At 59.4% G+C, this 20831-nt stretch carries 15 protein-coding genes; 4 read left to right on the forward strand and 11 right to left on the reverse strand.

The window, feature by feature from the left end; all coding sequences use genetic code 11:
- Positions 1-1649: UvrD-helicase domain-containing protein (locus ACYQ12_RS00695; RefSeq protein WP_459866212.1), on the reverse strand; the 1649-nt coding region annotated here is incomplete at its 3' end.
- Positions 1650-1842: 193 nt separating this feature from the next.
- Between ACYQ12_RS00695 and ACYQ12_RS00700 the strand changes: the two genes are divergently transcribed.
- Positions 1843-2307, forward strand: coding sequence for a tRNA (cytidine(34)-2'-O)-methyltransferase (locus ACYQ12_RS00700; RefSeq protein WP_459866214.1), 465 nt, complete (start codon positions 1843-1845; stop codon positions 2305-2307).
- A gap of 175 nt (positions 2308-2482) precedes the next feature.
- On the opposite strand, the gene ACYQ12_RS00705 is transcribed toward ACYQ12_RS00700, so the two are convergent.
- Together ACYQ12_RS00705 and pyrE are read right to left on the reverse strand one after the other, a co-directional pair.
- On the reverse strand, positions 2483-3037 hold the full coding sequence (locus tag ACYQ12_RS00705; RefSeq protein ID WP_459866216.1) for a YfaZ family outer membrane protein: 555 nt from the start codon (positions 3035-3037) through the stop codon (positions 2483-2485).
- 84 nt (positions 3038-3121) lie between these two features.
- Entirely contained in the window at positions 3122-3823 is a 702-nt protein-coding gene (gene pyrE / locus ACYQ12_RS00710) for an orotate phosphoribosyltransferase (protein WP_459866219.1), read from the reverse strand.
- A gap of 86 nt (positions 3824-3909) precedes the next feature.
- On the opposite strand from pyrE, the gene ACYQ12_RS00715 reads away from it, so the two are divergent.
- Positions 3910-4677, forward strand: a complete 768-nt coding sequence (locus ACYQ12_RS00715) for an exodeoxyribonuclease III (RefSeq protein ID WP_459866222.1) — start codon at positions 3910-3912, stop codon at positions 4675-4677.
- A gap of 77 nt (positions 4678-4754) precedes the next feature.
- On the opposite strand, the gene rph is transcribed toward ACYQ12_RS00715, so the two are convergent.
- Positions 4755-5510 carry a ribonuclease PH gene (rph, locus tag ACYQ12_RS00720; RefSeq protein WP_459866224.1) on the reverse strand — a complete coding sequence of 252 codons (756 nt, stop codon included), beginning with the start codon at positions 5508-5510 and terminating at the stop codon, positions 4755-4757.
- Between the two features lie 282 nt (positions 5511-5792).
- On the opposite strand from rph, the gene ACYQ12_RS00725 reads away from it, so the two are divergent.
- Positions 5793-6656, forward strand: coding sequence for a YicC/YloC family endoribonuclease (locus tag ACYQ12_RS00725; RefSeq protein ID WP_459866227.1), 864 nt, complete (start codon positions 5793-5795; stop codon positions 6654-6656).
- A gap of 76 nt (positions 6657-6732) precedes the next feature.
- Here the strand turns inward: ACYQ12_RS00725 and ACYQ12_RS00730 are convergent, their stop codons facing one another.
- The 7 genes from ACYQ12_RS00730 to hsdR form a co-directional block, all read right to left on the reverse strand.
- Entirely contained in the window at positions 6733-7224 is a 492-nt protein-coding gene (locus ACYQ12_RS00730) for a DUF4411 family protein (RefSeq protein WP_459866230.1), read from the reverse strand.
- A complete protein-coding gene (locus ACYQ12_RS00735; RefSeq protein WP_459866233.1) occupies positions 7221-8360 on the reverse strand; it encodes a helix-turn-helix domain-containing protein in 1140 nt (379 codons plus the stop codon). The genes ACYQ12_RS00730 and ACYQ12_RS00735 overlap by 4 nt, the downstream gene beginning before the upstream one ends.
- A 95-nt stretch (positions 8361-8455) precedes the next feature.
- On the reverse strand, positions 8456-11686 hold the full coding sequence (locus ACYQ12_RS00740) for a DEAD/DEAH box helicase (protein WP_459866236.1): 3231 nt from the start codon (positions 11684-11686) through the stop codon (positions 8456-8458).
- Entirely contained in the window at positions 11683-13095 is a 1413-nt protein-coding gene (locus tag ACYQ12_RS00745) for a restriction endonuclease subunit S (RefSeq protein WP_459866239.1), read from the reverse strand. The genes ACYQ12_RS00740 and ACYQ12_RS00745 overlap by 4 nt, the downstream gene beginning before the upstream one ends.
- Complete coding sequence (locus ACYQ12_RS00750; protein WP_459866243.1) at positions 13095-14720, reverse strand: class I SAM-dependent DNA methyltransferase; 1626 nt, start codon at positions 14718-14720, stop codon at positions 13095-13097. Before ACYQ12_RS00750 ends, ACYQ12_RS00745 begins: the two co-directional genes overlap by 1 nt.
- A gap of 80 nt (positions 14721-14800) precedes the next feature.
- On the reverse strand, positions 14801-15886 hold the full coding sequence (gene fic, locus ACYQ12_RS00755; RefSeq protein ID WP_459866245.1) for a protein adenylyltransferase Fic: 1086 nt from the start codon (positions 15884-15886) through the stop codon (positions 14801-14803).
- Positions 15887-16084: 198 nt separating this feature from the next.
- Entirely contained in the window at positions 16085-19582 is a 3498-nt protein-coding gene (hsdR, locus tag ACYQ12_RS00760) for a type I restriction-modification system endonuclease (protein ID WP_459866248.1), read from the reverse strand.
- A gap of 435 nt (positions 19583-20017) precedes the next feature.
- On the opposite strand from hsdR, the gene ACYQ12_RS00765 reads away from it, so the two are divergent.
- Entirely contained in the window at positions 20018-20782 is a 765-nt protein-coding gene (locus tag ACYQ12_RS00765; protein WP_459866250.1) for a glutathione S-transferase family protein, read from the forward strand.
- The last annotated feature ends 49 nt before the right edge of the window (positions 20783-20831 follow it).

Raw genomic sequence — 20831 nt, forward strand, 5'->3', positions numbered from 1 at the left:
AGTCGCGAGATGGCGGCTTCCACGTCGTCGGTCTCCGCGGCTTCATCCGCTTCGACCTCTTCCGGGTCGCGCCGCATCGACTTCTCGAGCTGGTCGATCAGCGTCCATACGTTGGCCATGCGCCGCTCGGCGATGGTCGGGGCGCTGGCGTTCTGGTACAGCCAGGCTTCGTAGTCCATGTCGCGCACCATCTCGCGGATCGCGCCGATCGCGTCGCCCTGGTCCATGCGCCGGCGCACGCCGTCGATGAAGTGGGTGAAACGTCCCAGGCGCTCCACGGCGCGGGTGGGCAGGATCTGCTCGAGCCCGAGTTCGTGACAGGCGGCGAACAGCGAGCCGCCGCGCTCGCTGGCATAGTTGGCGAGCTTCTCGAGCGTACCGGGGCCGATCTCGCGACGCGGGACGTTGACGATGCGCAGGAAAGCGTTGTCGTCGGCCGGGTTGATCAGCAACCGCAGGTAGGCCATGGCATCCTTGATCTCGTTGCGCGAGAAGAACGAGGTGCCGCCGGAGAGCTTGTAGGGGATCTGGTAGTGCTGGAGTTTGAGCTCGAGCAGCCGGGCCTGGAAGTTGCCGCGATAGAGCACCGCGAAGTCGCGCCACTCGGCGGACTCCTTGATGCGCCGGGTGAGGATCTCGCTGGCCACACGCTCGGCCTCGGCCTCCTCGTGGCGGTTGACGACGACGCGGATCGCATCGCCCGGGCCCATGTCGGACCACAGCGTCTTCTCGTAGACGTGGGGGTTGTTACTGATCAGTGTGTTGGCGGCACGCAGGATCACCCCGGTGGAGCGGTAGTTCTGCTCCAGCTTGATGACGTTCAAGCGCGGGAAGTCCTCACCCAGGGTGACCAGGTTCTCGGGCCGCGCGCCGCGCCAGGCATAGATCGACTGATCGTCGTCGCCGACCACGGTGAAGGTGGCGCGCTCGCTCATCAACAGCTTGACCAGCAGGTACTGGCTGACGTTGGTGTCCTGATACTCGTCGACCAGCATGTAGTGGATCTTGCGCCGCCAGCGCGCCAAGGCCTCGGCGTCATTCTTCAGCAGCACCACCGGCAGCAGGATCAGGTCGTCGAAGTCGACGGCGTTATAGGCCTTGAGGTGGCGATTGTAGGCCTCGTAGAGGCGCGCGGCGTACTGCTCGTCCTCATCGGCGGCATGCGACAGCGCCTGGCCGGGCAGCACCAGATCGTTCTTCCAGGTCGAGATCTGGCTCTGCACGCGGTTGATCTGGTCGGCGTCGACCTGGGCGTCCTTCTGCATCAGGTCACGCAGCAGCGCCTTGGCGTCCTCGGGGTCGAACAGCGAGAAGCCCGGCTTGTAGCCCAGCGTCTTGAGCTCGCCGCGGATGATGTTGAGCCCCAAGGTGTGGAAGGTCGATACCGTCAGCCCATGGCCCTCGCGCCCCTTGAGCATCTTGCCCACGCGCTCCTTCATCTCGCGGGCGGCCTTGTTGGTGAAGGTCACGGCGGCGATTTTGCGCGCGCTCATGCCGCACTCCTTGACCAGATAGGCGATCTTGGTGGTAATGACGCTGGTCTTGCCCGAGCCGGCACCGGCCAGCACCAGGCAGGGGCCGTCGATGTAGCGTACCGCTTCCTGCTGGCGCGGGTTGAGCTTGGCGATGCGTTGGCGGATATCGGACATGTCGAACCTCTGGGGCGGCCTGACGAAAACCGGCGAAGCACGACATGTCGGGTGCCGGCGCGATTGCCGCAAGGCGTGGGAACTGCACTGTCGAACGCTGGCGTACCACGCGTTCGTTTTGACGGATGGACTCCGTCAGCGGGCCAGCGAAGGATTATACTAGCGGGCCATTTCAACAGCACCCCGGATTGCCATGTTTGATATCGCCCTTCACGAACCCCAGGTGGCACCGAACACCGGCAACATCATGCGACTGGTGGCCAATAACGGCTGTCGTCTGCATCTCATCGAACCCCTGGGATTCGATCTCGAGGAGAAGAAGCTGCGCCGCGCGGGGCTGGACTATCGAGACCTCGCCAATGTCACGCTGCACGCCGATTACACCGCCTTTCTCGCGGCGCTGCCAGGCAGGCGGGTTCTGGCGATCACCACCAAGGGCCAGCAGCGCTACGATCAGGTGGCCTACCGGTCCGGCGATATCCTGCTGTTCGGCTCCGAAACGAAGGGTCTGCCCGACGAGGTGCGCGCAGCTCTGCCACCCGAGCAGCGCCTGCGCATCCCCATGATGCCCAACAATCGCAGCCTCAACCTCTCCAATGCCGCCGCCATCGTCAGCTACGAGGCCTGGCGGCAGTTGGGATTCGCAGAGGGTCAGTAAAGGTTCTCAGACAGGCCAAACGGCTCGCGTCGTTCACGCGCAGGGCACGAAAGCCCACGAGGCCGGGACGCATGATCATGGAAGTCTCTTCCGAGTCATGCGGTGGAGAGCGGGCGCTCTCCACCGCATATCGGCAGCGTAGCGGACGCCGCCGTCACGCTGGTGCAGACAGACGCTAGAAGCCGACGCTGACGCCGAGTACCGGTCCGCTGTTCAGGGTATGCTCGCCACGATCGTCGAAATCGGTGCGATAGTAGCGGTAGCCACCGTAGACGTAGGTCTGCGACACGAGATTGACGCGTGCCTGGGCGCCATATTCGTAGCTCTTCTCGATATCGCCATGGCTCAGGCCTTCCGGCGTGTAGAAACCGTAGGCACCCACGGAGGTCATGGGGATCGGCGTGCCGACGAAGGCGGAGCCGCCGAGACCCAGGCCACCGCCGTCGCCGTAATAGGTGTCCTGGTACTGGTAGCGGCCACCCACCGACACATCGATGCCCGGAACATAAGGCGAGAACATTAGCGAGCCGGAGTAGACATCGGCGTCGTGACCGCTGTCGTCGGTGCTGAAATAGCCGACGCCCGCACGCAGGGTGGGAAAGATCGACTGGCTGGCCTCGACATTGTAGGAATTCTCACCGGCACTGGCGGAGAGACTGAGTGCCATGGCCTGATGACTGGCGAGCAACAATCCGGCGGAAGTGAGCGCAAAACCGATTGACTTGATCATGGACGGGACTCCTGAAAACGTAAGGGATTCCACTGACAATATGGCACAGTCATGAGGTTTAGGAAACGCTGTTTTTAAACAATATCAGAAATTGCTGATACCATAACGCTCGCGATAGGCGCGGATGGCTTCGGCATGCACTCTCAGTTGCTGATCTTCCCCGTCGTCGAGCGTCTGGCGGGATTCGAGGTAGGCCAGCACCTGGTCAAGCGTGACGATGCTTACCACCGGGATGCCATAGGTGGCCTCGACTTCCTGAATGGCGCTTCGGCTCTCGCCTTCGGCCTTGCCGCGCTCCTGGCGGTCGAGCGCGATGACCACACCCGCGGCCTGGGCGGATGCCGCCTCGATCAGGCTCATGACCTCACGGATCGCGGTGCCTGCGGTGATCACGTCGTCGATGATCAGGATGCGCCCTTTCAGCTCGGCGCCGACGAGGGTGCCGCCTTCGCCGTGGGCCTTGGCCTCCTTGCGGTTGAAGGCAAAGGGCATGTCGCGGTCATGGTGATCGGCCAACGCCACGGCGGTCGTGGTTCCCAGCGGAATGCCCTTGTAGGCGGGACCGAACAGCACGTCGGCCTTGAGCCCGCTGTCCTCGATGGCCTGGGCATAGAAGCGGCCCAGCTTGGCCAGGGCACGTCCCGAGCGGAACAGGCCGGCATTGAAGAAGTAGGGGCTGACCCGGCCGGACTTGAGCGTGAACTCGCCGAACCTTAGCACGCCCTCCTGAATGGCGAATTCGATGAATTCCCGCTGATACGGCTGCATGTCTTCGGCTACCTTCATCCCTATCACCTTTAATAAGTGCAGGCCATTTACCCAAACGTCTAAAGCTCGGGTATGATACACGCGCGACGAAAAAGGGACCATGTATGAAAATCGCCAGCATCAATGTCAACGGGATTCGTGAAGCGGTCGGGCGGGGTTTTCTCGACTGGCTGGCCGATCAGGATGCCGACGTCGTCTGCGTGCAGAACCTGAAGGCCAAGAGCTTCGAGCTCGATGACAGCATTCTCTACCCCGAAGGCTACGAGGGTTATTTCCTCGATGCCGAGCAGAACAATTTCTCGGGGGTCGGCATCTACTGCCGCAAGATTCCCAAGGCCATCATGTACGGTCTGGGCTTCGAGCAGTGCGACAACGAAGCGCGCTTCCTGCAGGCGGACTACGACCGCTTCAGCATCGCCACGTTCCTGATGCCCGACGGCAGCGACTACGCCGCCAAGCAGGCGTTCATGACGCAGTACCAGGAGTACTTGAGCAAGATGGCCCGCAAGCGCCGCGAGTACATCATCTGCGGCACCTGGCACATCGCGCACAAGACGCTGGACCTGGCCAACTGGGCCGACAACCAGACCACGCCGGGCTTCAAGCCCGAAGAGCGGGCGTGGATGGACCAAGTCTTCGGGCCCATCGGCTTCATCGACACCTTCCGCGAGGTCAACCGCGACGCCGGCCAGTACACCTGGTGGCCGCAGCTCGATCAGGAAGTGCCGCGCGGGCGACAGGAGGGCTGGCGCCTCGACTATCAGATCGTCGGACCCAACTTCCGCCGTCACGTGGTGGATGCGTGGATCGATCGCGACGCGACCTTCTCCGAGTTCGCCCCGCTGATCGTCGAGTACGATCTCGAGCTGTAACCGCGGTTCTTCGTCGCCCCAAGCAGAACGCCGACCCGAGGGTCGGCGTTCTACGTTTCGTGGCGCACGGTTGGAAATTACGAGCGCAGGCCCAGCGCCTCGCGCTGATGGTCGAACAGCTGCGCTCCGGCCTTCTCGGCGAGATCGAGCATGGCGTCGAGTTCGGCGCGCGAGAACGGTGCCGCCTCGGCGGTACCCTGCACTTCGATCAGCCCGCCGCTTTCGGTCATCACCACGTTCATGTCGGTGTCCGCCTTGCTGTCTTCGGGATAGTCGAGATCGACCACCGGCGTGCCCTTGTAGACCCCCACCGATACCGAGCTGACCAGTTGGCGGAAGGGATCGGCCTTGATCAGCTTCTCGCGCTGCAGATAGCGGATGGCATCGACCAGCGCCACGCAGCCGCCGGTGATCGACGCGGTACGCGTGCCGCCGTCGGCCTGGATCACGTCGCAGTCGACGGTAATGGTGAATTCGCCGAGCTTCTTGAGATCCACCGCCGCACGCAGCGAACGGCCGATCAGCCGCTGGATCTCCAGCGTTCGCCCGCCCTGTTTGCCGCGTGTCGCCTCGCGCCCGCCCCGGGTGTGCGTGGCGCGCGGCAGCATGCCGTACTCGGCGGTGATCCAGCCCTGACCCTTGCCACGCAGCCAGCGCGGTACGCCGGCTTCGACGCTGGCATTGCACAGCACCTTGGTATCCCCGAAGGCCACCAGCACCGAGCCCTCGGCGTGGCGAGTGTACTCCCGGGTCAGCGTGATATCGCGGGGCTGGTCGGGCCGGCGCCCGCTGGGACGGCGCGTAGCGCCTGAAGTGGCAGTATCTGAAGGCATGGGACCTCTTGGATCGCTTGGCAGGAAAGGGCCGCCATTCTACACACTCGGCGCGTTCGAATCCGTTACACTGAGCGTTTTCACCTTTCGGCACTACACCGTCTTAAGCTCTGTCTAAAAAATCGACGAGCGATGCTCGGCCGAGGCGCGTAGCCAAGGCAGAAACCCGCGAAAGGACGGCGTTTACAAGGCGTAAATGAGTACCTTGTGCGGGTTTCAACGCTGCATGCGTGAGTGCAGAGGTTTTTTCAGAGCGTAGTGCCCCGGCTCAAGGGAGTTCACATGGCCCATAGCATGACCGCCTTCACCCGGCAGACCCATGAAGCCGCCTGGGGCAGCCTGCAACTGGAACTGCGCTCGGTCAACCAGCGCTATCTCGAGCCGCATTTTCGCTTGCCCGACACGCTGCGCGATCTCGAACCCGTCTATCGCGATGCCCTGCGCTCGCGCCTGTCGCGCGGCAAGGTGGAGTGCACGCTGCGCTTCGAACCCGCCGAGGGCGGCGAAACGCTGAACGTCAACACCGCACGCCTCGACGAACTCGCCAAGGCGCTGGGAGAAGTCCGGGCGCGCCTGCCCGAAGCGGCGATGCCCAACGCCCTGGCCCTGCTCAACCAGCCCGGCGTACTCGCCTCTCACGGGGTCGATCTCGAAGAGATCAAGGCCAGCGCCAAGGCCCTGTTCGACACGGCACTGGCCGATCTGATCGCCGGGCGCGCCCGCGAAGGCGAGCGACTGGCCGAACTGATTCGCGAGCGCCTGGCCGGCGTGCGCGAACAGGTCGCCGCCGTACGCGTGATGCTACCCGGCATTCTCGCCCGTCAGCGGGAAACGCTAATGGAACGAGTGGAAACCGCCAGGGCTGAACTCGACCCGCAGCGCCTGGAAGCCGAGATTGCCCTGCTCGCCCAGAAGGCCGACGTCGACGAGGAACTCGACCGTCTCGACACCCACGTCGGCGAAGTCGAGCGCCAGCTCAACCAGAAGGGCCCGGTCGGACGGCGCCTCGATTTCCTCATGCAGGAACTCAACCGCGAAGCCAACACACTGTCGTCCAAGGCCGTGGTCGCCGAGACTACCCGCTGCGCGGTGGAACTCAAGGTGCTGATCGAACAGATGAGAGAGCAAATTCAGAATATTGAGTGAGGCGGTTTATTGGCTATTCACGGCAATCGACGTATTGTCGTGAATACAGTGAAACATTAGCGCCTTCCAGCAACGCTCATTGGCCTAGGACAAACCGAGCTTCTAACTCACGTAAAAACCGAAAGGTATTAAGGCAGGGCACTTCAAACTGCTGGCAGATATTAGGCACTTTAACCTTACGGGTATTAACGGCAGCAGTAGTTTCATGAGTCACCACACTGGCACCGATGGCCTTTGCTTTGGCAATAATCCACGGGTCGGCTTTTGCCAGGAAGTTGTCGCGATTGCCGGGGTTGTAGTCGCCTTCCATAACGAACTGTACGATGTCAGCAAACAGTAGTTGAGTTCGTTCATCGTCGTTGTTAATGAAGTGGTCTGGCCGCTCACGTGCCCAGATGGCGAGTTCGTCCTTGCCTTCTTTAAGCTCACGGCCAATCATATCGACACTGGCAATGGTCCCTAGCGCAAACTGCTTATCCAGCCAGTCCCAGTAAGCGGGACAAATATCCATACCATAGTACTGGTTTTTCGCTTGAATATAGGTATTTGCATCTAATAAATATCTCAAATGCCCAGCTCCTTAGCGAAGCGCTCCATCTTATTAGGCTTGACGCCGCCTAGTAACGCGCTTGCTTCTCGTAACATCAACTGACCGCTAAGCGCTTCACTGACGACCGCTTTGGAAAAGCGTTGGCTGATTTGGGATTTTTTGGTCTGAAAGTAAGTAGGTGCTCCACTGCGCTCACGCATTTTATATAACGCTTGCTGATCAGCAATATAGCGGCCGTATTGCGCCGGAGAGATAAAGTTGAGCGTCAGCGCACGGCGAGCCAATGCCCAGGTACTGACGTGGAAGTGGGCTTCCAACGTGGGTAGATTGTCTTGCCAGTGGGCCAAATCGTGTTGCCAAAAGGAGCTGAATTCTTGTTCTGGTACTAAAAACTCTGCCGCGACGGCATTGCAAAGTACTTCTTGTTGGCGGTGAGTATTAGCGTTTCCGTCGGAAATACCAGACTGACCAATCCAAATATGACAAAGCTCATGAATCAGAGTGAACAAGCGCGCACCTAGTGCATCGCCATGATTAACAAAAATGATGGGCGCGTAATCATCTACAATGGCAAACCCACGAAACTCTTCAACGCGCAAAGGGCGTGTGTAATGTCCCATATCACCTTGGCGCATCACCAGGATGCCCAGCGCTTCGATTCGCTGGGTCAAATCGCGGTAATAGTCATCCCATTTACCGCGCTTAGGGTGATCTCCAACCCCTAACTGGGCACGCATGTCAGCAACTATTTCAGCAACAGAGTGGTTGGCAGAATAGCGGCCTACATTAGGGTTGGGCTCAGCCAAATGCTGTTTCAAATAGTCCCGGTACCACTCCTGACGCTGGAGCATCAATTTGATCAAGTCCAGAAGCTCAGCGCTCGGGCGAGTGACTCCTTGGCCTTCCAACGTCCTGAGGTCGGGGATGGGAAGCGTTTCTTCAGGCGGTTCCGTAAGAAACAGATAACCAAAGGGGACGTGAGCCTTTTCGGCAAACTGCATCGCCTGGTGAAAGGTGATGGGCAGCTCTCCAATCTCCCATGCCTGCAACCTTTCTATAGTTACCCCACATTTGCGGGCAAATTCAGGCATCGGGATGCCAGAGCGCTCGCGCGCCCAGGTCAGCATCTGGATGTTGATATTTGCCTTGCTCATGTAACGCTGCCTATGAATTATTTTCAAAAATAGAAAATTTTAACCGAGTTTAGCAGTGCCAAGCATAGCGCCCAATAGAGATCGGCCTTGAATTGTTACTCAGCTCCTGGTGCCAAAGCCTCCTTCGCCTCCGAGAAGTATTTTTTACTTCCCCAGATACCTGTACTCCCCACCACATAAACCCGCCTTTTCGCCCTTGTCAGTGCGACGTTGAGCAGGTTCGGCTTGCTGGATGCCCACTCTGCCGCCCCCGGCGCATCCGTCGACAGTCCCAGCACGAAGATGACGTTGTCTTCTTCCTTGCCCTGAAAGGTATGTACCGTCCCGACCCGTTCACGCAGCCAATCACTCAGCTTGTCGCGTCCACCGAAAATATCAGCGGGCAGCTCCCGTTCGAGGTGCCGTCTGACGCCGTGAGCCACCGCCTTGAAGGGCGAGATCACATAGACGCTCGGTGGTTCGCCGGTCTTTGCAATATGCGGCTTGAGCATACGAGCAATTTGCTCCGCCTGCGCGAGGACGAAGTGCTTGTCTTGAACGCTGCCCCCCACATCGAACCAGCGGCTGTCTCCTGGTCCCGACGGCAATTTGTCGTTGCCGTGGAGCATCTTGTCGTTATAGGCGATGCGGTTGGCGATGCTGAACATCGGCTCGTCGCAGCGCCGATGCACGCGCAGCGGACTACCGACCCAGAACTCATCGGATATCTGGTTCGTGCCGTAGGGGTTTGCGCGGTCCGCGACGACCTGAACCGATGACACCGTGGGCGACCATTTATACCAGTCGCGTTCAAATTCGCCTTTGGCCATGGCCTCGACCAAGCCGGCAGGCACGGTGAAGACCGGCTCGATCTGTAGCGGGTCGCCGACAACGACGGCCCGCTTGGCACGCCATAGCGCTCCGACGGCCTGTTGCGGCGAGGCCTGCCCCGCTTCATCCACGAACAGCCAGCCGATCTCGCCTTCGTTCAGGGCTCGGAACTGGTTGGATACCGATGCGAACGTCGATGACACCACCGGCACGATCATGAACAGTATCTGCCACAGCGCTTTCGCGGCATCGCGGTCGTCGACGCCGCCATTCAGCACAGGCATCAGGGAGCTTATCGTCGGCCAAAGCTGATTCTTCTTATCGGCATAAGCGGCGACGAGCCACGCCTGATGCAGCTCGAAGGCGCGTGCCGTCAGTTGCCCCCGGGCCTGATTCAGCGCTTCGCAATGGCCAAAGGAAGTACGCTGCACCGCCGGTGTTTCCAGATCCAGCTTATCGTCGGGCAGCAGAACATCAACATAGCTTTCTTTCAGCGGTGCGCATTCTCGGCGCTCGGTTTCCAGCCGTTGTTCCATTGATGTCAGGCGCTGCTGACTTACTTCGGCCTGCTGTGCGGCGCGTTGTTCCCGCTGTTTTATCTGCTGGAGTACTTTCCAATGACGGCAGTGCCCTCCCAATGGCCAGAAAGGCACTTTTGCTGCCTGCCGCTTGCTTTTCCAGAGCGCGACACGGGAGGCAAAGCCGCGGTGTGTCTCGGCCTGGCGCCGTGCGGCATCGGTTTGAGTTTCCAAGCGCTGAAGAAGCTGCAGCCGCTTGAGGTCCTTTTGAACCGCTTCGACCTTTCGTTCGGCTTCCTTGAAGGCCCGCTGCGCCGAGTGGAAGTCTCGCTTCGCATCGCGCCCTTCCACCAGCGCCTTGAGCGCCGGGATTAGCGTCGAGTAATGTTCGGCACCGTCATGCGCCTCGCACTGGCTGATAGGCTTGAAAAAGACCCGTTCACCAAACGCATTACGATTACTCTTCTTGCCCAACGAGGTGGCAATCAGTCCCCAGCACTCCTTATCCGGCGTGAGCGCGTCGACATGCAGTTTGCCGTCGCTTCGCTCGTCATGGCTGGCAGCGAGTTTCTGCCCGACTGGCTTCAAATACGCAAGGTCATGATAGGCTGCGCCCAGTGCCTTTGACTGCGGCAGCTCCTTTGTGACGTTCTCGACCGCTGCATTGTTGCTAGACGTGACCACCATTTCGAACCCCGTCAACTCGGGAATAAGCGTTTTGATGGGCTTCAACTGATCGTCGATATTGGCGTGCAGATCCTCGCCGAACGCCGCACCCGGAGATGAAAGCGACGCCAGTACCTCGGCACGCTTGACCACGTTGCGAGCCACCAGATCGCGCAGCATCGTCGTCTTGCCGGTGCCGGGCGGGCCGTTGACCGAGTAGAGCCCGGTTTCCGCAAGCGTTTCATCGAGCGTATTGATCGCGAACTGCTGCATCAGGCTCATCGAATGCGCATCTTCGCCCGACCAGCGCCCCGCCGGCATGCGATCCAGCGCCAAGTTGCGCATGAGCAGTTGTCTGCCTTCGGGTAGCAGCAGGTCAGGATGGCGGTCACATTCCCCCTGAAGATATCGCGCCAGTGGCGAGCCGGGTGCCAGTCCCTTCGTTTTGGCCTGTTCAATGACTGCTTCCAGATCACGGATGAAGAAGCTATTGAGAATGGCGATCTCGTTGATCGAAGGCAGCTCTTCGTCCGTCGACGCAGCGGACTCCTGATCCGAGGCGACATTCTGATCGGCGGACGCCAACCGAGGCGCCAGCGCGCCCACCGCTGACCATTCCAGCGCGTCGCGAGCGTTGTCCGCTGCCGGTTCGTCAGCGCTTGCCTTGCTCCCGAACAGCTGGACGACCAGCCCCGGCGCTTCATCCTGGGGTGAAAACGCCGTCCAGCCCTGCATGGCCTTGAGCATTTCGATTAGCTCGAAGGTAGTGAGCTTGGGCGGCAACGCATGTTCGCGCTTGAGGTTATCCGCCACCGTCAGGATCGTGTTCAGCCGCTCCTGGAACACGCCCGTCGCCTCATCGAACGCCTTGATCGTGACGTCATCCAGCGTTCCCTGCTGCAGCGCACCCAGCATCCACGGCGCCGTGGAGATGGCAAAACTCTCGCGATCCACGACGCCGTTGGTATCGACTTCCACCGTCATCGAGCAGGTTAACCCCTCGTCGCGGCTGCGCTCCACCCAGGCCTCGGTCTTTTCCGGATACGCGTCACGTGCGACACGGAAAATTTCACTGCGTGCGAACAGCCTAAGGTAGAGCTTGAAGCGATAGGAGCGCTCGGGCCGATAATCCCTACCGGCGCGCCTGACCATCTCTGAGTCCAGCCACGGCAGGCAGTTCGGCGCTTCCAGCAGCTCCTCGCTGCGGTAGTGAATGGCACCCTTGCCGTGATCGATATCCTTGAGTTCGGCGGATTCGAAAAACTCGACCTTATGCCAGAACGACAGAATGCGCTCGGCCTGCGGGGATGAGGAAGAAGAGGGTGACGTCATGCCGTGGCCTTTTTCCTTGTGCGTTTTTTGGGCTCCTGTGCCGCCCGCTCGGCCTTGATGCGCTCAAGCAGCGCTTCGGCGCTGTTCTCACCGCTGATCAGCTCGGGATTCTCCTCGCGCCACTGGGCGGTCAGCTCGCCGCGAAAGGCCTTGGCGAGGATCGACTGGGTGAGCTGGTTGACGCGCTCGAGGGCGTTATTGACCTGGCGCTCGACGGTATCGGCATAGGCGAAGAGTTGATCGACCCGGCGGACGATTTCGGTTTGTTCTTCTATAGGAGGATAAGGAAAAGGCAATGTTTTAATACGGCTCAATGCAAGCTTACCCTGGGCTGCGGATTTAGTTTCTAATTGGATTAATTGCTGCAGGCACTCACTTCTTAACCAAGCGCTTAAGTATTTTGGATATAGGTCGATTTTAAAATTTGTTATTTTTGCAGCATTTTCGGTGAAATTCGCGCCATCATGAGTGGCTGGGATAATACCGGCATCACCGATTGAAGCACCGACAATTGTGATATAAGCATCTCCGGCATTAACTATGTACCGGCTTATTGCCTTTTGCACAGACTCTGTAATATAGAGTTGAGCATTCCTGCTGCCCTCACCAGTTATAACCGTACCGTCCTTAAGTTGGCCAGCCCGTATATACGGAAAACCAGTATTATCAGAGACAAGCTCCTCTCCTTTAGGGAGGCGTTTTCCACCCTTCACATCTGCAATCTTACCAATTGTAGTGATCGTCCAGTTTTTTGGTACTTCAAAGGACCCAAATTCTTGATTCTCTACTGATACCCGCCACTCCTTAGTCAACCGCCCACTCACCGCCGCGGCGAGCACGGATTGACGAAAGCGTTTGAGTATCTCGGGAATGCGCTCGAGGCGGGCTTTGGTGTTGTCCACCTGGGCCAGCAGGGTATCGAGCTTGTCGGCGATGACCTTTTGTTCGGCGAGTGGAGCAAGGATCATTGGCGCAGCAGCACCATCTTTGGTTCCTAGGCGTGGCATATTAACGCCATAGCTGACTTCAGTGACGTAACTCAAAAAATCGTGAGTCTTTAACCAATAAAAAAGATAACGATTGAGAACGAGTGGCTCGGCATTCAATGGGATAATTTCTGTCGTGCAGACTCCGGGGGAATCTGCAAGCACAACCTTGCTCAAATAGGGGCGCAACTTACCGTAAAGCACGTCACCTTTCTCGAAGAGATTCTTCGTGCTTTTGAACGGCCGTTCAGCAGCCGTTTTTCGAGCGATAACCCTAGAGTTTTCTTTCTCTACGTCTTCGAGTTCCAACACCCAAGTCTCGTCAGAGACATCGCTTAAAACGCATTTTTGTGTTTTGCCGTAAGCAACGATATCGCCAAGCTGCGCGTACGACCATTCAGGCGGCAATTCACGCTGAGGCATCACTCGACCCCACCCATCATTTCTTTCATCAACACCCGCTGCCCATCCGCCTCTTCCCCAGCCCCCAACTCCCGCATTAAACCGTCCAGCTCCCCCAGCGCCTGCACCAGCTCGCTCATCGCCTCCCCGGCCAGAATCTCAGGCGCAGGCAGGTCGGCAGCATCGACGCTGTCCTTGTCCTTGAGCCAGCTGATATCCAGCGAGTCACCCTTAGCGTCGCGAATCCACTCGCGGGAGAAGCAGCGCCAGCGGGATTTGGCGAGACGATCGTCGTCGACGTTCTGGTTTTCCTCCGAGGCGTTGGTGTCGACGGCGATCTCTTCGGCATTGAACGACCACTCGCCTTCCTGACGTGGGCTCTGGCCGTTGGGGTCATCACCATAGACCGCCTCGAAGGGTTTCAGATGCTGCTCACCGAACGGGGTGCGCTTGCCGAAGCTCGGCATATTGGTGCGCAGGTCGTAGACCCAGACGTTCTCGGTGCAGCCGGTATCCTGGTACTTGTCCTTGGCCGATCCCTTGGTAAAGAACAGCACGTTGGTCTTCACGCCCTGGGCGTAGAAGATGCCGGTGGGCAGGCGCAGGAGGGTGTGCAGGTTGCATTTGTCCATCAGGTCGCGGCGCACCTCGGTGCCCACGCCGGCTTCGAACAGCACGTTGTCCGGCAGTACCACGGCGGCGCGACCACCGGGTTTGAGGTTGCGGTAGATATGCTGCAGAAAGGCGAGCTGCTTGTTGCTGGTTTTATAGGTCAGATCATCGCGGGTGATGCTCGCTTCACCGCCCTTGGCGGTACCGAACGGCGGGTTGGCGAGAATCACATCTGCTTTGGCGAGGCTCGCCCCCGCTTGACCCAGCGCATTACCCAGATGCACCACACCCTCGTTGTCGCCTTCCATACCGTGCAGCAGGCAGTTCATCAGTGCGAGGCGCCTTGTGCCGGGCACCAGTTCGACGCCGATAAACGCCTGATGCTTCTGAAATGCCTGCTGTCGGGCCTCGAGATCGAACAGTTCGTCGGTCTGATCCTTGATGTAACGATCCGCGGCGATCAGAAAGCCCGCCGTGCCGGCGGCCGGGTCCTGCACGGTCTCCCCGGCCTGCGGCCTGATGCACCGCACCATGGCGTCGATCAGTCGACGCGGGGTGAAGTACTGCCCGGCGCCGGATTTGGTCTCGTTGGCGTTCTTTTCCAGCAGGCCCTCGTAGAGATCGCCCAGGCCATCCTGCTGGGCGCTGAACCAGTCGATCTGATCCAGCGCCTTGATCATCTGTTCCAGATGGCGCGGCTCGCGCAGGCGGGTTTGGGCATCGGCGTAGATCGCACTGATCAGCGGATCGGCGTGCACGAGGTGCCCGTCGCCATCGCGGCCGCTGGAAAGGCTCAACAGAATGCGCTTGTAGTCATTTAGCAGGTTGAGACCGGACTTGCCGTTGAGATCGGTCCAGCGGCAGCCTTCCGGCAGTGGGTGACGCTCCAGCGTGCCGGCTTCGGTGTTCTCGTGCACCATCTTGATGAACAGCAGCAGCACCAGCTCAGTGACGTAATCCGAGTAGTTGATGCCATCGTCGCGCAGGACGTCGCAGAGGTTCCAGAGCTTTTGAACGATGTCGTTGTTGGACATGAAGTCTCTCTAATTCGTGAATCTCGCCAATTCGTGAATAAAGCCGCCGCTGTGACGACACGCTGACTTTCAGGCAATCGTTAGCCGTCGTCGCGCATCAGAGCCATGAGCGGGGCGTTGATGAAGAGTTTCTCTTTACCGGCCTGTCGCGCTTCCAATACGCCGATACCTGACAACTGCTTGAGGTAGACCGAGGCAGTCTGGCGTTTGGCGATATCGCGCTCGACGAGTTTGCCGATCCGGCAGTAGGGCTGCTCGAAGATCAACTGCAGTAGCTCGTGGCTATAGAGTTTGGGTAGCGCCTGCTGAATGCGTTCGCGCGTCTCGCCCATCAGGCGCCGGATTGCAGTGATCTTGTTCGTGGTCCAACGCGCCGTCTGCTCGACCGCCGCCAGCATGAACAGAATCCATGGCTCCCACTCGTCGCGAGCGGATACGGCCAGCAGCAGGCGGTAATAGTCGGTCTTATGGCGGACGATATAGCGGCTCAGGTAGAGACTCGGCAGCGTCAGCAGGTTTCGCTCGATCAGGAACAGGATGTTGAGGATACGCCCGGTGCGGCCGTTGCCATCCAGAAACGGATGAATCGCCTCGAACTGGTAGTGTGCGACGGACATTCTCACCAATGGGTCCAGGTCGTCGTCGGCATGCAGAAATTGCTCCCAGTTGCCGAGCAGATCACGCAGCAGGGGCTCCCCCACCGGGGGTGTGTAGATCACCTCGCCGGTGAGTTGATTGCTGAGCGTCGTGCCCGGCACCTTGCGTACCCCCATCTCGACGCCTTTCAGCGTGCTGCAGATGGTTTCCGCCGTACCGACGGTCAGCGGGCGCGATTGAATGCGACGAAAGCCGTCATGCAGCGCCGTGCGATAGCGCAGCGCCTCTTTCGTGGCAGGGTCCGCGAGCGTGCCTTCCTCGGCAAACTGAAACAGCCTGTCGGTAGTGGTGACGATGTTCTCGATCTCCGAGCTGTCTCGCGCTTCGAGCATCGGCAGCAGGTTGATCAACAGCCCCTGATCCGGCAGCAGTTCCCCCGCCTGCTTCAGTTCCGCCAGCGCCGCGCGCGCTTCGATACACGCTTTGAGAATAGTCATCGTCTCGATACGCCCGCGCTCGGGAGGCAAGGGGGGTATATCGTTGAAAGGCGTTGCAGGCTGCCAGGGCATGGGGAAACTCACACAAGAAGCGTCAAAACAGATGCAGTCGATCCAATCGACATATCAACGATGTCATGTACGCCAAAGCTCAATAAATCGACATAATGGAGATCTCATGTCGATGGTATCGACACGTCGGGGCTTCGTATATAGAAAAATCCAAAATCTCGACACGAACGCCGCGACCTGCAAAGAAAACCGCTTTTACTATGCATGTCGCTCGGGCCACAAGGCGTCGTTCATACCTTCCAGCACCGCATCCAGTTGATCGTCCAGCATCTTGTCCAGCCGACGAGCGCCACCCTCGAACGCCGGCATCCGATTGATGGCATCGCGGTCGAGAATAACTTCATGCATCAGCTGTTTGGCCAGTCGCTCCAGCCACTTCCTTTGCACGGGTGTCCAGGCGTGCTGGCTATAAATACGCTCCATGGCCGTATTCACCCGCTGCTCGAACGGAACCAGCGCCTCGCCCAACGCGGCACGGCGGATATGCCCGATGATGCTGGCAGCGATATCCTGATTGGTCTGGTTGCGCACCGCCGTTTGCAGGCTTGCTTCCGAATAGCCGTGCTGGTCCAGCAGCAGGCGAATCTGCTTGAGGTCGTCGCGGGTAAGATCACGCGGCTTGCTGACCACTGTCGCCAATGCCGCCGAGTCATTGAGATTGTCGCGAATGAACGCCTCGAAGCTCTCCAGATAATCTTCGGGGCGCTTGTGTACACCGTAACTCTGGGTGCGCTCACGTATCTCGTCTTCATGCTCGGAGATCAGCGGCATGCGCTCGCTGCCCATCAGCGACTTTACGTCCGCCAGTTGATGAATCAGGCTCGAATGCTGCTGAACGAACTCTGCCGCCTTGGTCGGCCCGAGTTCCAGCAAATGCTTGTGGAGGGATTTGGGCGGCACCTCCCATAGCGTCTCCAGCTCGTCGAGCTTCTGGCGCAGCGCCGGCTTTTTCTCGGCGGCATTCTCCGCCTTGCGCAGCACCCGCATCAGCTTCTGGCTCAATTGACTGAGCACCACGTGCGCCTGGCTTTCATCCGGTTGCTCGCCCGGCGTGTTCAGCGCGCGCTCAAGCCGGTCAGGGTCCGTTAGTTCGTGAGTCAACTGCTCGAGCGTGACATTGGGATCTTTGACCAGCGGCTTCATGGTGCTGACTTCCGCCAGCGCTGCGTAGATATCCACCGGGTCGTAGATGCGAAAGACGGTCTTGCCGATCTCGTCGCAGCGGCGCGTAGCACGGCCAACCATCTGTTCGTAGAGAATCCGAGACTTCACCCGGCGCATGAACACCAGATGGCAGATCGCGGGCACGTCGATACCGGTCGTCAAAAGATCGACGGTGATGGCGATGTTGGGGTAGCGCTCGTTCTTGTACTGACGAATCAGCTGGTTGGCCTTATCACTCTTGCCGGTGATTTTCTCTACTGCGGCTTGGGGATAGTCTTGGTCGTAGAGGGCCTTGAACGCGGTATCCAGCTGGCGTTTTACCTCGTCGGCATGGCGGTCGGAAGCGCAGAAGATCAGCGTCTTTTCATCGCCGAAGGGATCGAGCTCCTTGGCCAGCTCCTCGCAGATGACGCGATTGAAGTTCGGGTTGAGTACGCCTTTGTTGAAGGCATCGACCTCGAAGTTGAGCTCATCGTCCAGTTCGGCGCTTTCCAACTCGCCGGTTTGCATATTGATGGCGTGCACGGTTTCACCCTTTTCGAAGGTGATCCCTTTCTGCGTCAGCAGCGTTTCATAGCGAACGGGCGGCTCGTGGTCGATCAGCCAGTCATCGGCGACCGCTTCACGGTAAGAGTAGGTATAAACCGGCTTGCCGAAGATCTCGCTGGTGTGCCGAGCAGGCGTTGCGGTCAGGGCGATCTTCACCGCATCGAAATACTCGAGCACCCGGCGGTAGCTGGAGAGATATTGACGAGCGTCACGTGTTGCCAGCTCGCCTTCGGTCATCTCCTGATCCAGCGTATAGCCACGGTGGGCTTCATCGACGATTACGCAGTCGAATTGATCGACTGGCGGTGGCATATCACTGGCAAATACTCGCTTGACCATCGCCTGTACCGTGGCGACCTGAACGCGCGTTTCGGCCTCTGCCGCCATATCGCCGAGTTCAGCGACGTTGTAAATGGTCGATAGCGTCTGGTTCTGTTCGAGTCTGGCTTCATCGAAAGCGCCCAGCGCTTGCTCGCCCAGCGCCGTGCGATCCACCAGAAACAAAATCCGCTTGAAGCGCTCTGCCTTGAGGAACCGGTACATCAGACCGATGATCGTGCGCGTCTTGCCGGTTCCAGTTGCCATGGCCAACAGCGCGTGACGCACGCCCTGCGCCAGGCTGTTTTCCGTCGCGACGATAGCTTTCTGCTGATAGTCACGCAGCCCCAGGTAGCCAAAGGGTTCGTTAGCCAAACGTGCCTCGGCTTCGGCCTTGCTACGCTTGAGAAGGTCAACTAACCCATCAGGCGTATGAAACGCCTGAAGGGCACGCTTGAGGTTGCTGGGTTCGCGAACATCCCGAAACCAGGTGCCGGAGAGCTCCAACTGCTGGGGAACGTAGGGACGGCCGTTGCAGGAGTAGACGAACGGCACCTTGTAGTGACCTTCCTGCTCGTCGGCCCAGGCGATCGTTCGCCCCGCCAGCTCCCAGGCGCCGATCAGTGGCGGCGCGACTGGCATGCCGCGGCTGTAGCGCTCTGCCTGGCCGATCTTGCCGGCGACGTTGACGTTCTCCTTCTTGGCCTCCACCACGGCCAAAGGCATCAGCCCATGGAAAAGCACATAGTCGGCCTTCTCATGCCCTACCGTTGGCCACTCCGCGATCGCTCGGTTGATCCCTTTCTCGGGCCGGGCGCCGTTCTTGAAGCTCAACGTCTCGGTGTCGGCTTCCCAACCCGCCTCGATGAGTTGCTGATCGATCAGAACGCGGGTCAACGCCTCATCCAGCACGATCTGCTGGCTGGCAGTCTGCGTTTGCTGCATCACCTGCTGGCGTTGCGAAGAAACTGCCTGCTGCTGGAGCGCCTTGATCTTCTGTTCGTAAGCCTCTTGCTGCTCGATCAGCGCCTGCTCGTGCGCGCTCGCTTCCTGCGCCTTCTCGCGGGACTCCTCGTCCATCGCGAGTGCCAACGCCTCATACTCCTCTCGCTCCCTTGCGATCAAGTCGTTGAGTTGCTGGCTGGAGTCGAGGGCTTCGTTGGCTCGCAGCAGCTCATGCTTGAGCGTTTCGATATCGACCTGTAACTGGCGGAGTTGGCCGCTGGGGTCGGCGGGTGGGACGAAAGGCCCCGGCTTGAAGTTGGCGCCCGTTTGGCTGAAGGCGCGGTGAAACCAGATCGCTAGCTCGCGGGCGAGTTTCAGGCCTTCCATGGCTTCGCGATGTTGCGTTCTGAATTGATGCGTCGCCCGGTTGCCCTCGATCCGCAGAGTATGAAAAAGCTCGCGCACTACAGAATCGAACTGCAGCTCTTTGGTGAGGCGATACAGCAGCTCTCTTTGCGACGTTTGATCGTCGAATTCGATACCGGAGAGCACTGCGATATGCTGCGCAATGGCCTCGCCCAGCTGGCGCAGCTTGATCAGCGTCGTGTTCGGATCACTTGAAAACGCTCGCTCGGCAGCCGAAGCCAACTGAACAAATAGCGCATCATGCTCGGCCAGAAAGCCAAAATTCTCTGAATCTGGTAAACCAGAACCTTTCATCGCCCCTCCATTCCTGCTGAAGGCTTTTTCTGTATTCAACTAATATTTTGAGTACTTTATCAGCATAAACGAACCATTGCGGTTTCTAATCCACCGCCTTGCGACCAATGCCTAAAGTCTACCCCGCCGCACTTGGCGCCCAGCCCTCGGGACGTGCTAAGCCATCGGCTTCTCCTGATGTGCCGAGATCGCCATGCCAGCCACGGAGTCGGCGTTTCCCAACACGTCCAACGGCTGGGCATAGCTGGACAAGAACGGCGCCGAGGCTCTGGGCAGGATCACCGCCGGCATGCACTATTGGGGAGGCCGGCGGATACCCCAAATCAATATTCACCATCGGGATGCCCGCCGCGCATCCCGATGCTCCTTCGGCATGCGCTACGCTGAAAGCTGCCTCTTCACCCAATGGCCTTGATGTCAGCTCAGGTAACGCCCATGACCATTACCCTCTATGCCCATCGCCTCTCCCAGCCCTCCCGGGCAGTTGAAATCGCCCTGCGCGACCTCTCGATCGATTACGACTTCCACGAAATCGACTTTGCCGGCGGCGAGACTCGTACTCCCCGGTACGCCCGGATCAATGCATTTCAGACCGTGCCGTCGCTGGTGATCGAGGATGACAAGGGCATCGACGACAAGGGAAAGCCGCTAGCGCTGGGCGAGAGTCAGGCGATCATGATGTACCTCTGTCGCATCGCCGCTGATCGAGAGACCGCGCAGAGATGGTATCCCGGCGATCAGAATGTGACGCGTACCGCGCAGATCGACCAGTGGCTGGCCTGGTATCAGGGCAACCTTCGCCGCTTCGACATGTTTCACCACATCATGAACCTGCATCTGACGTTGCCGATGCTCAAACGCGAGATCCAGAGTACGCTTCTGGCCCCGCTGCAGGCGGAACTGAACCGCGGGCTTGCCGTCCTTGAAGCACAGTTGGCACGCCAGCCACACGACGCGCACCCACCTACGGTGCTGGGGGGCGAGCACCCCACGCTTGCCGACCTCGCCATGAGCTGCGAGCTCCATCAGCTCAAGGCGGCGGGCTACCGGTTTGGTCGGTACCCGCAACTGAGCGCATGGCTGGAAGGCATGGCCGAGCGGGCGCATTTTCGGGACGTCTCACGAGAGGTCGACGCGCTGGGTCAGGAGATCCAAGAGAAAAGTGGCGCGTATCTGGCGTTGGATGAAGCGTTTGGGTGAGTAGGTGGCGAGCATGCGCTTGCTTGGCATCCACACGCTATCGACCATT

The sequence above is a fragment of the Halomonas shantousis genome (assembly GCF_054654615.1).

What these genes read in the sequence shown, in the direction of transcription:
- ACYQ12_RS00700 (WP_459866214.1), top strand. Translation starts at nt 1,843, where the DNA reads ATGTTTGATATCGCCCTTCACGAACCCCAGGTGGCACCGAACACCGGC.
- ACYQ12_RS00705 (WP_459866216.1), bottom strand. Translation starts at nt 3,037, where the DNA reads ATGATCAAGTCAATCGGTTTTGCGCTCACTTCCGCCGGATTGTTGCTC.
- pyrE (WP_459866219.1), bottom strand. Translation starts at nt 3,823, where the DNA reads ATGAAGGTAGCCGAAGACATGCAGCCGTATCAGCGGGAATTCATCGAA.
- ACYQ12_RS00715 (WP_459866222.1), top strand. Translation starts at nt 3,910, where the DNA reads ATGAAAATCGCCAGCATCAATGTCAACGGGATTCGTGAAGCGGTCGGG.
- rph (WP_459866224.1), bottom strand. Translation starts at nt 5,510, where the DNA reads ATGCCTTCAGATACTGCCACTTCAGGCGCTACGCGCCGTCCCAGCGGG.
- ACYQ12_RS00725 (WP_459866227.1), top strand. Translation starts at nt 5,793, where the DNA reads ATGGCCCATAGCATGACCGCCTTCACCCGGCAGACCCATGAAGCCGCC.
- ACYQ12_RS00735 (WP_459866233.1), bottom strand. Translation starts at nt 8,360, where the DNA reads ATGAGCAAGGCAAATATCAACATCCAGATGCTGACCTGGGCGCGCGAG.
- ACYQ12_RS00740 (WP_459866236.1), bottom strand. Translation starts at nt 11,686, where the DNA reads ATGACGTCACCCTCTTCTTCCTCATCCCCGCAGGCCGAGCGCATTCTG.
- ACYQ12_RS00745 (WP_459866239.1), bottom strand. Translation starts at nt 13,095, where the DNA reads ATGCCTCAGCGTGAATTGCCGCCTGAATGGTCGTACGCGCAGCTTGGC.
- ACYQ12_RS00750 (WP_459866243.1), bottom strand. Translation starts at nt 14,720, where the DNA reads ATGTCCAACAACGACATCGTTCAAAAGCTCTGGAACCTCTGCGACGTC.
- fic (WP_459866245.1), bottom strand. Translation starts at nt 15,886, where the DNA reads ATGCCCTGGCAGCCTGCAACGCCTTTCAACGATATACCCCCCTTGCCT.
- hsdR (WP_459866248.1), bottom strand. Translation starts at nt 19,582, where the DNA reads ATGAAAGGTTCTGGTTTACCAGATTCAGAGAATTTTGGCTTTCTGGCC.
- ACYQ12_RS00765 (WP_459866250.1), top strand. Translation starts at nt 20,018, where the DNA reads ATGACCATTACCCTCTATGCCCATCGCCTCTCCCAGCCCTCCCGGGCA.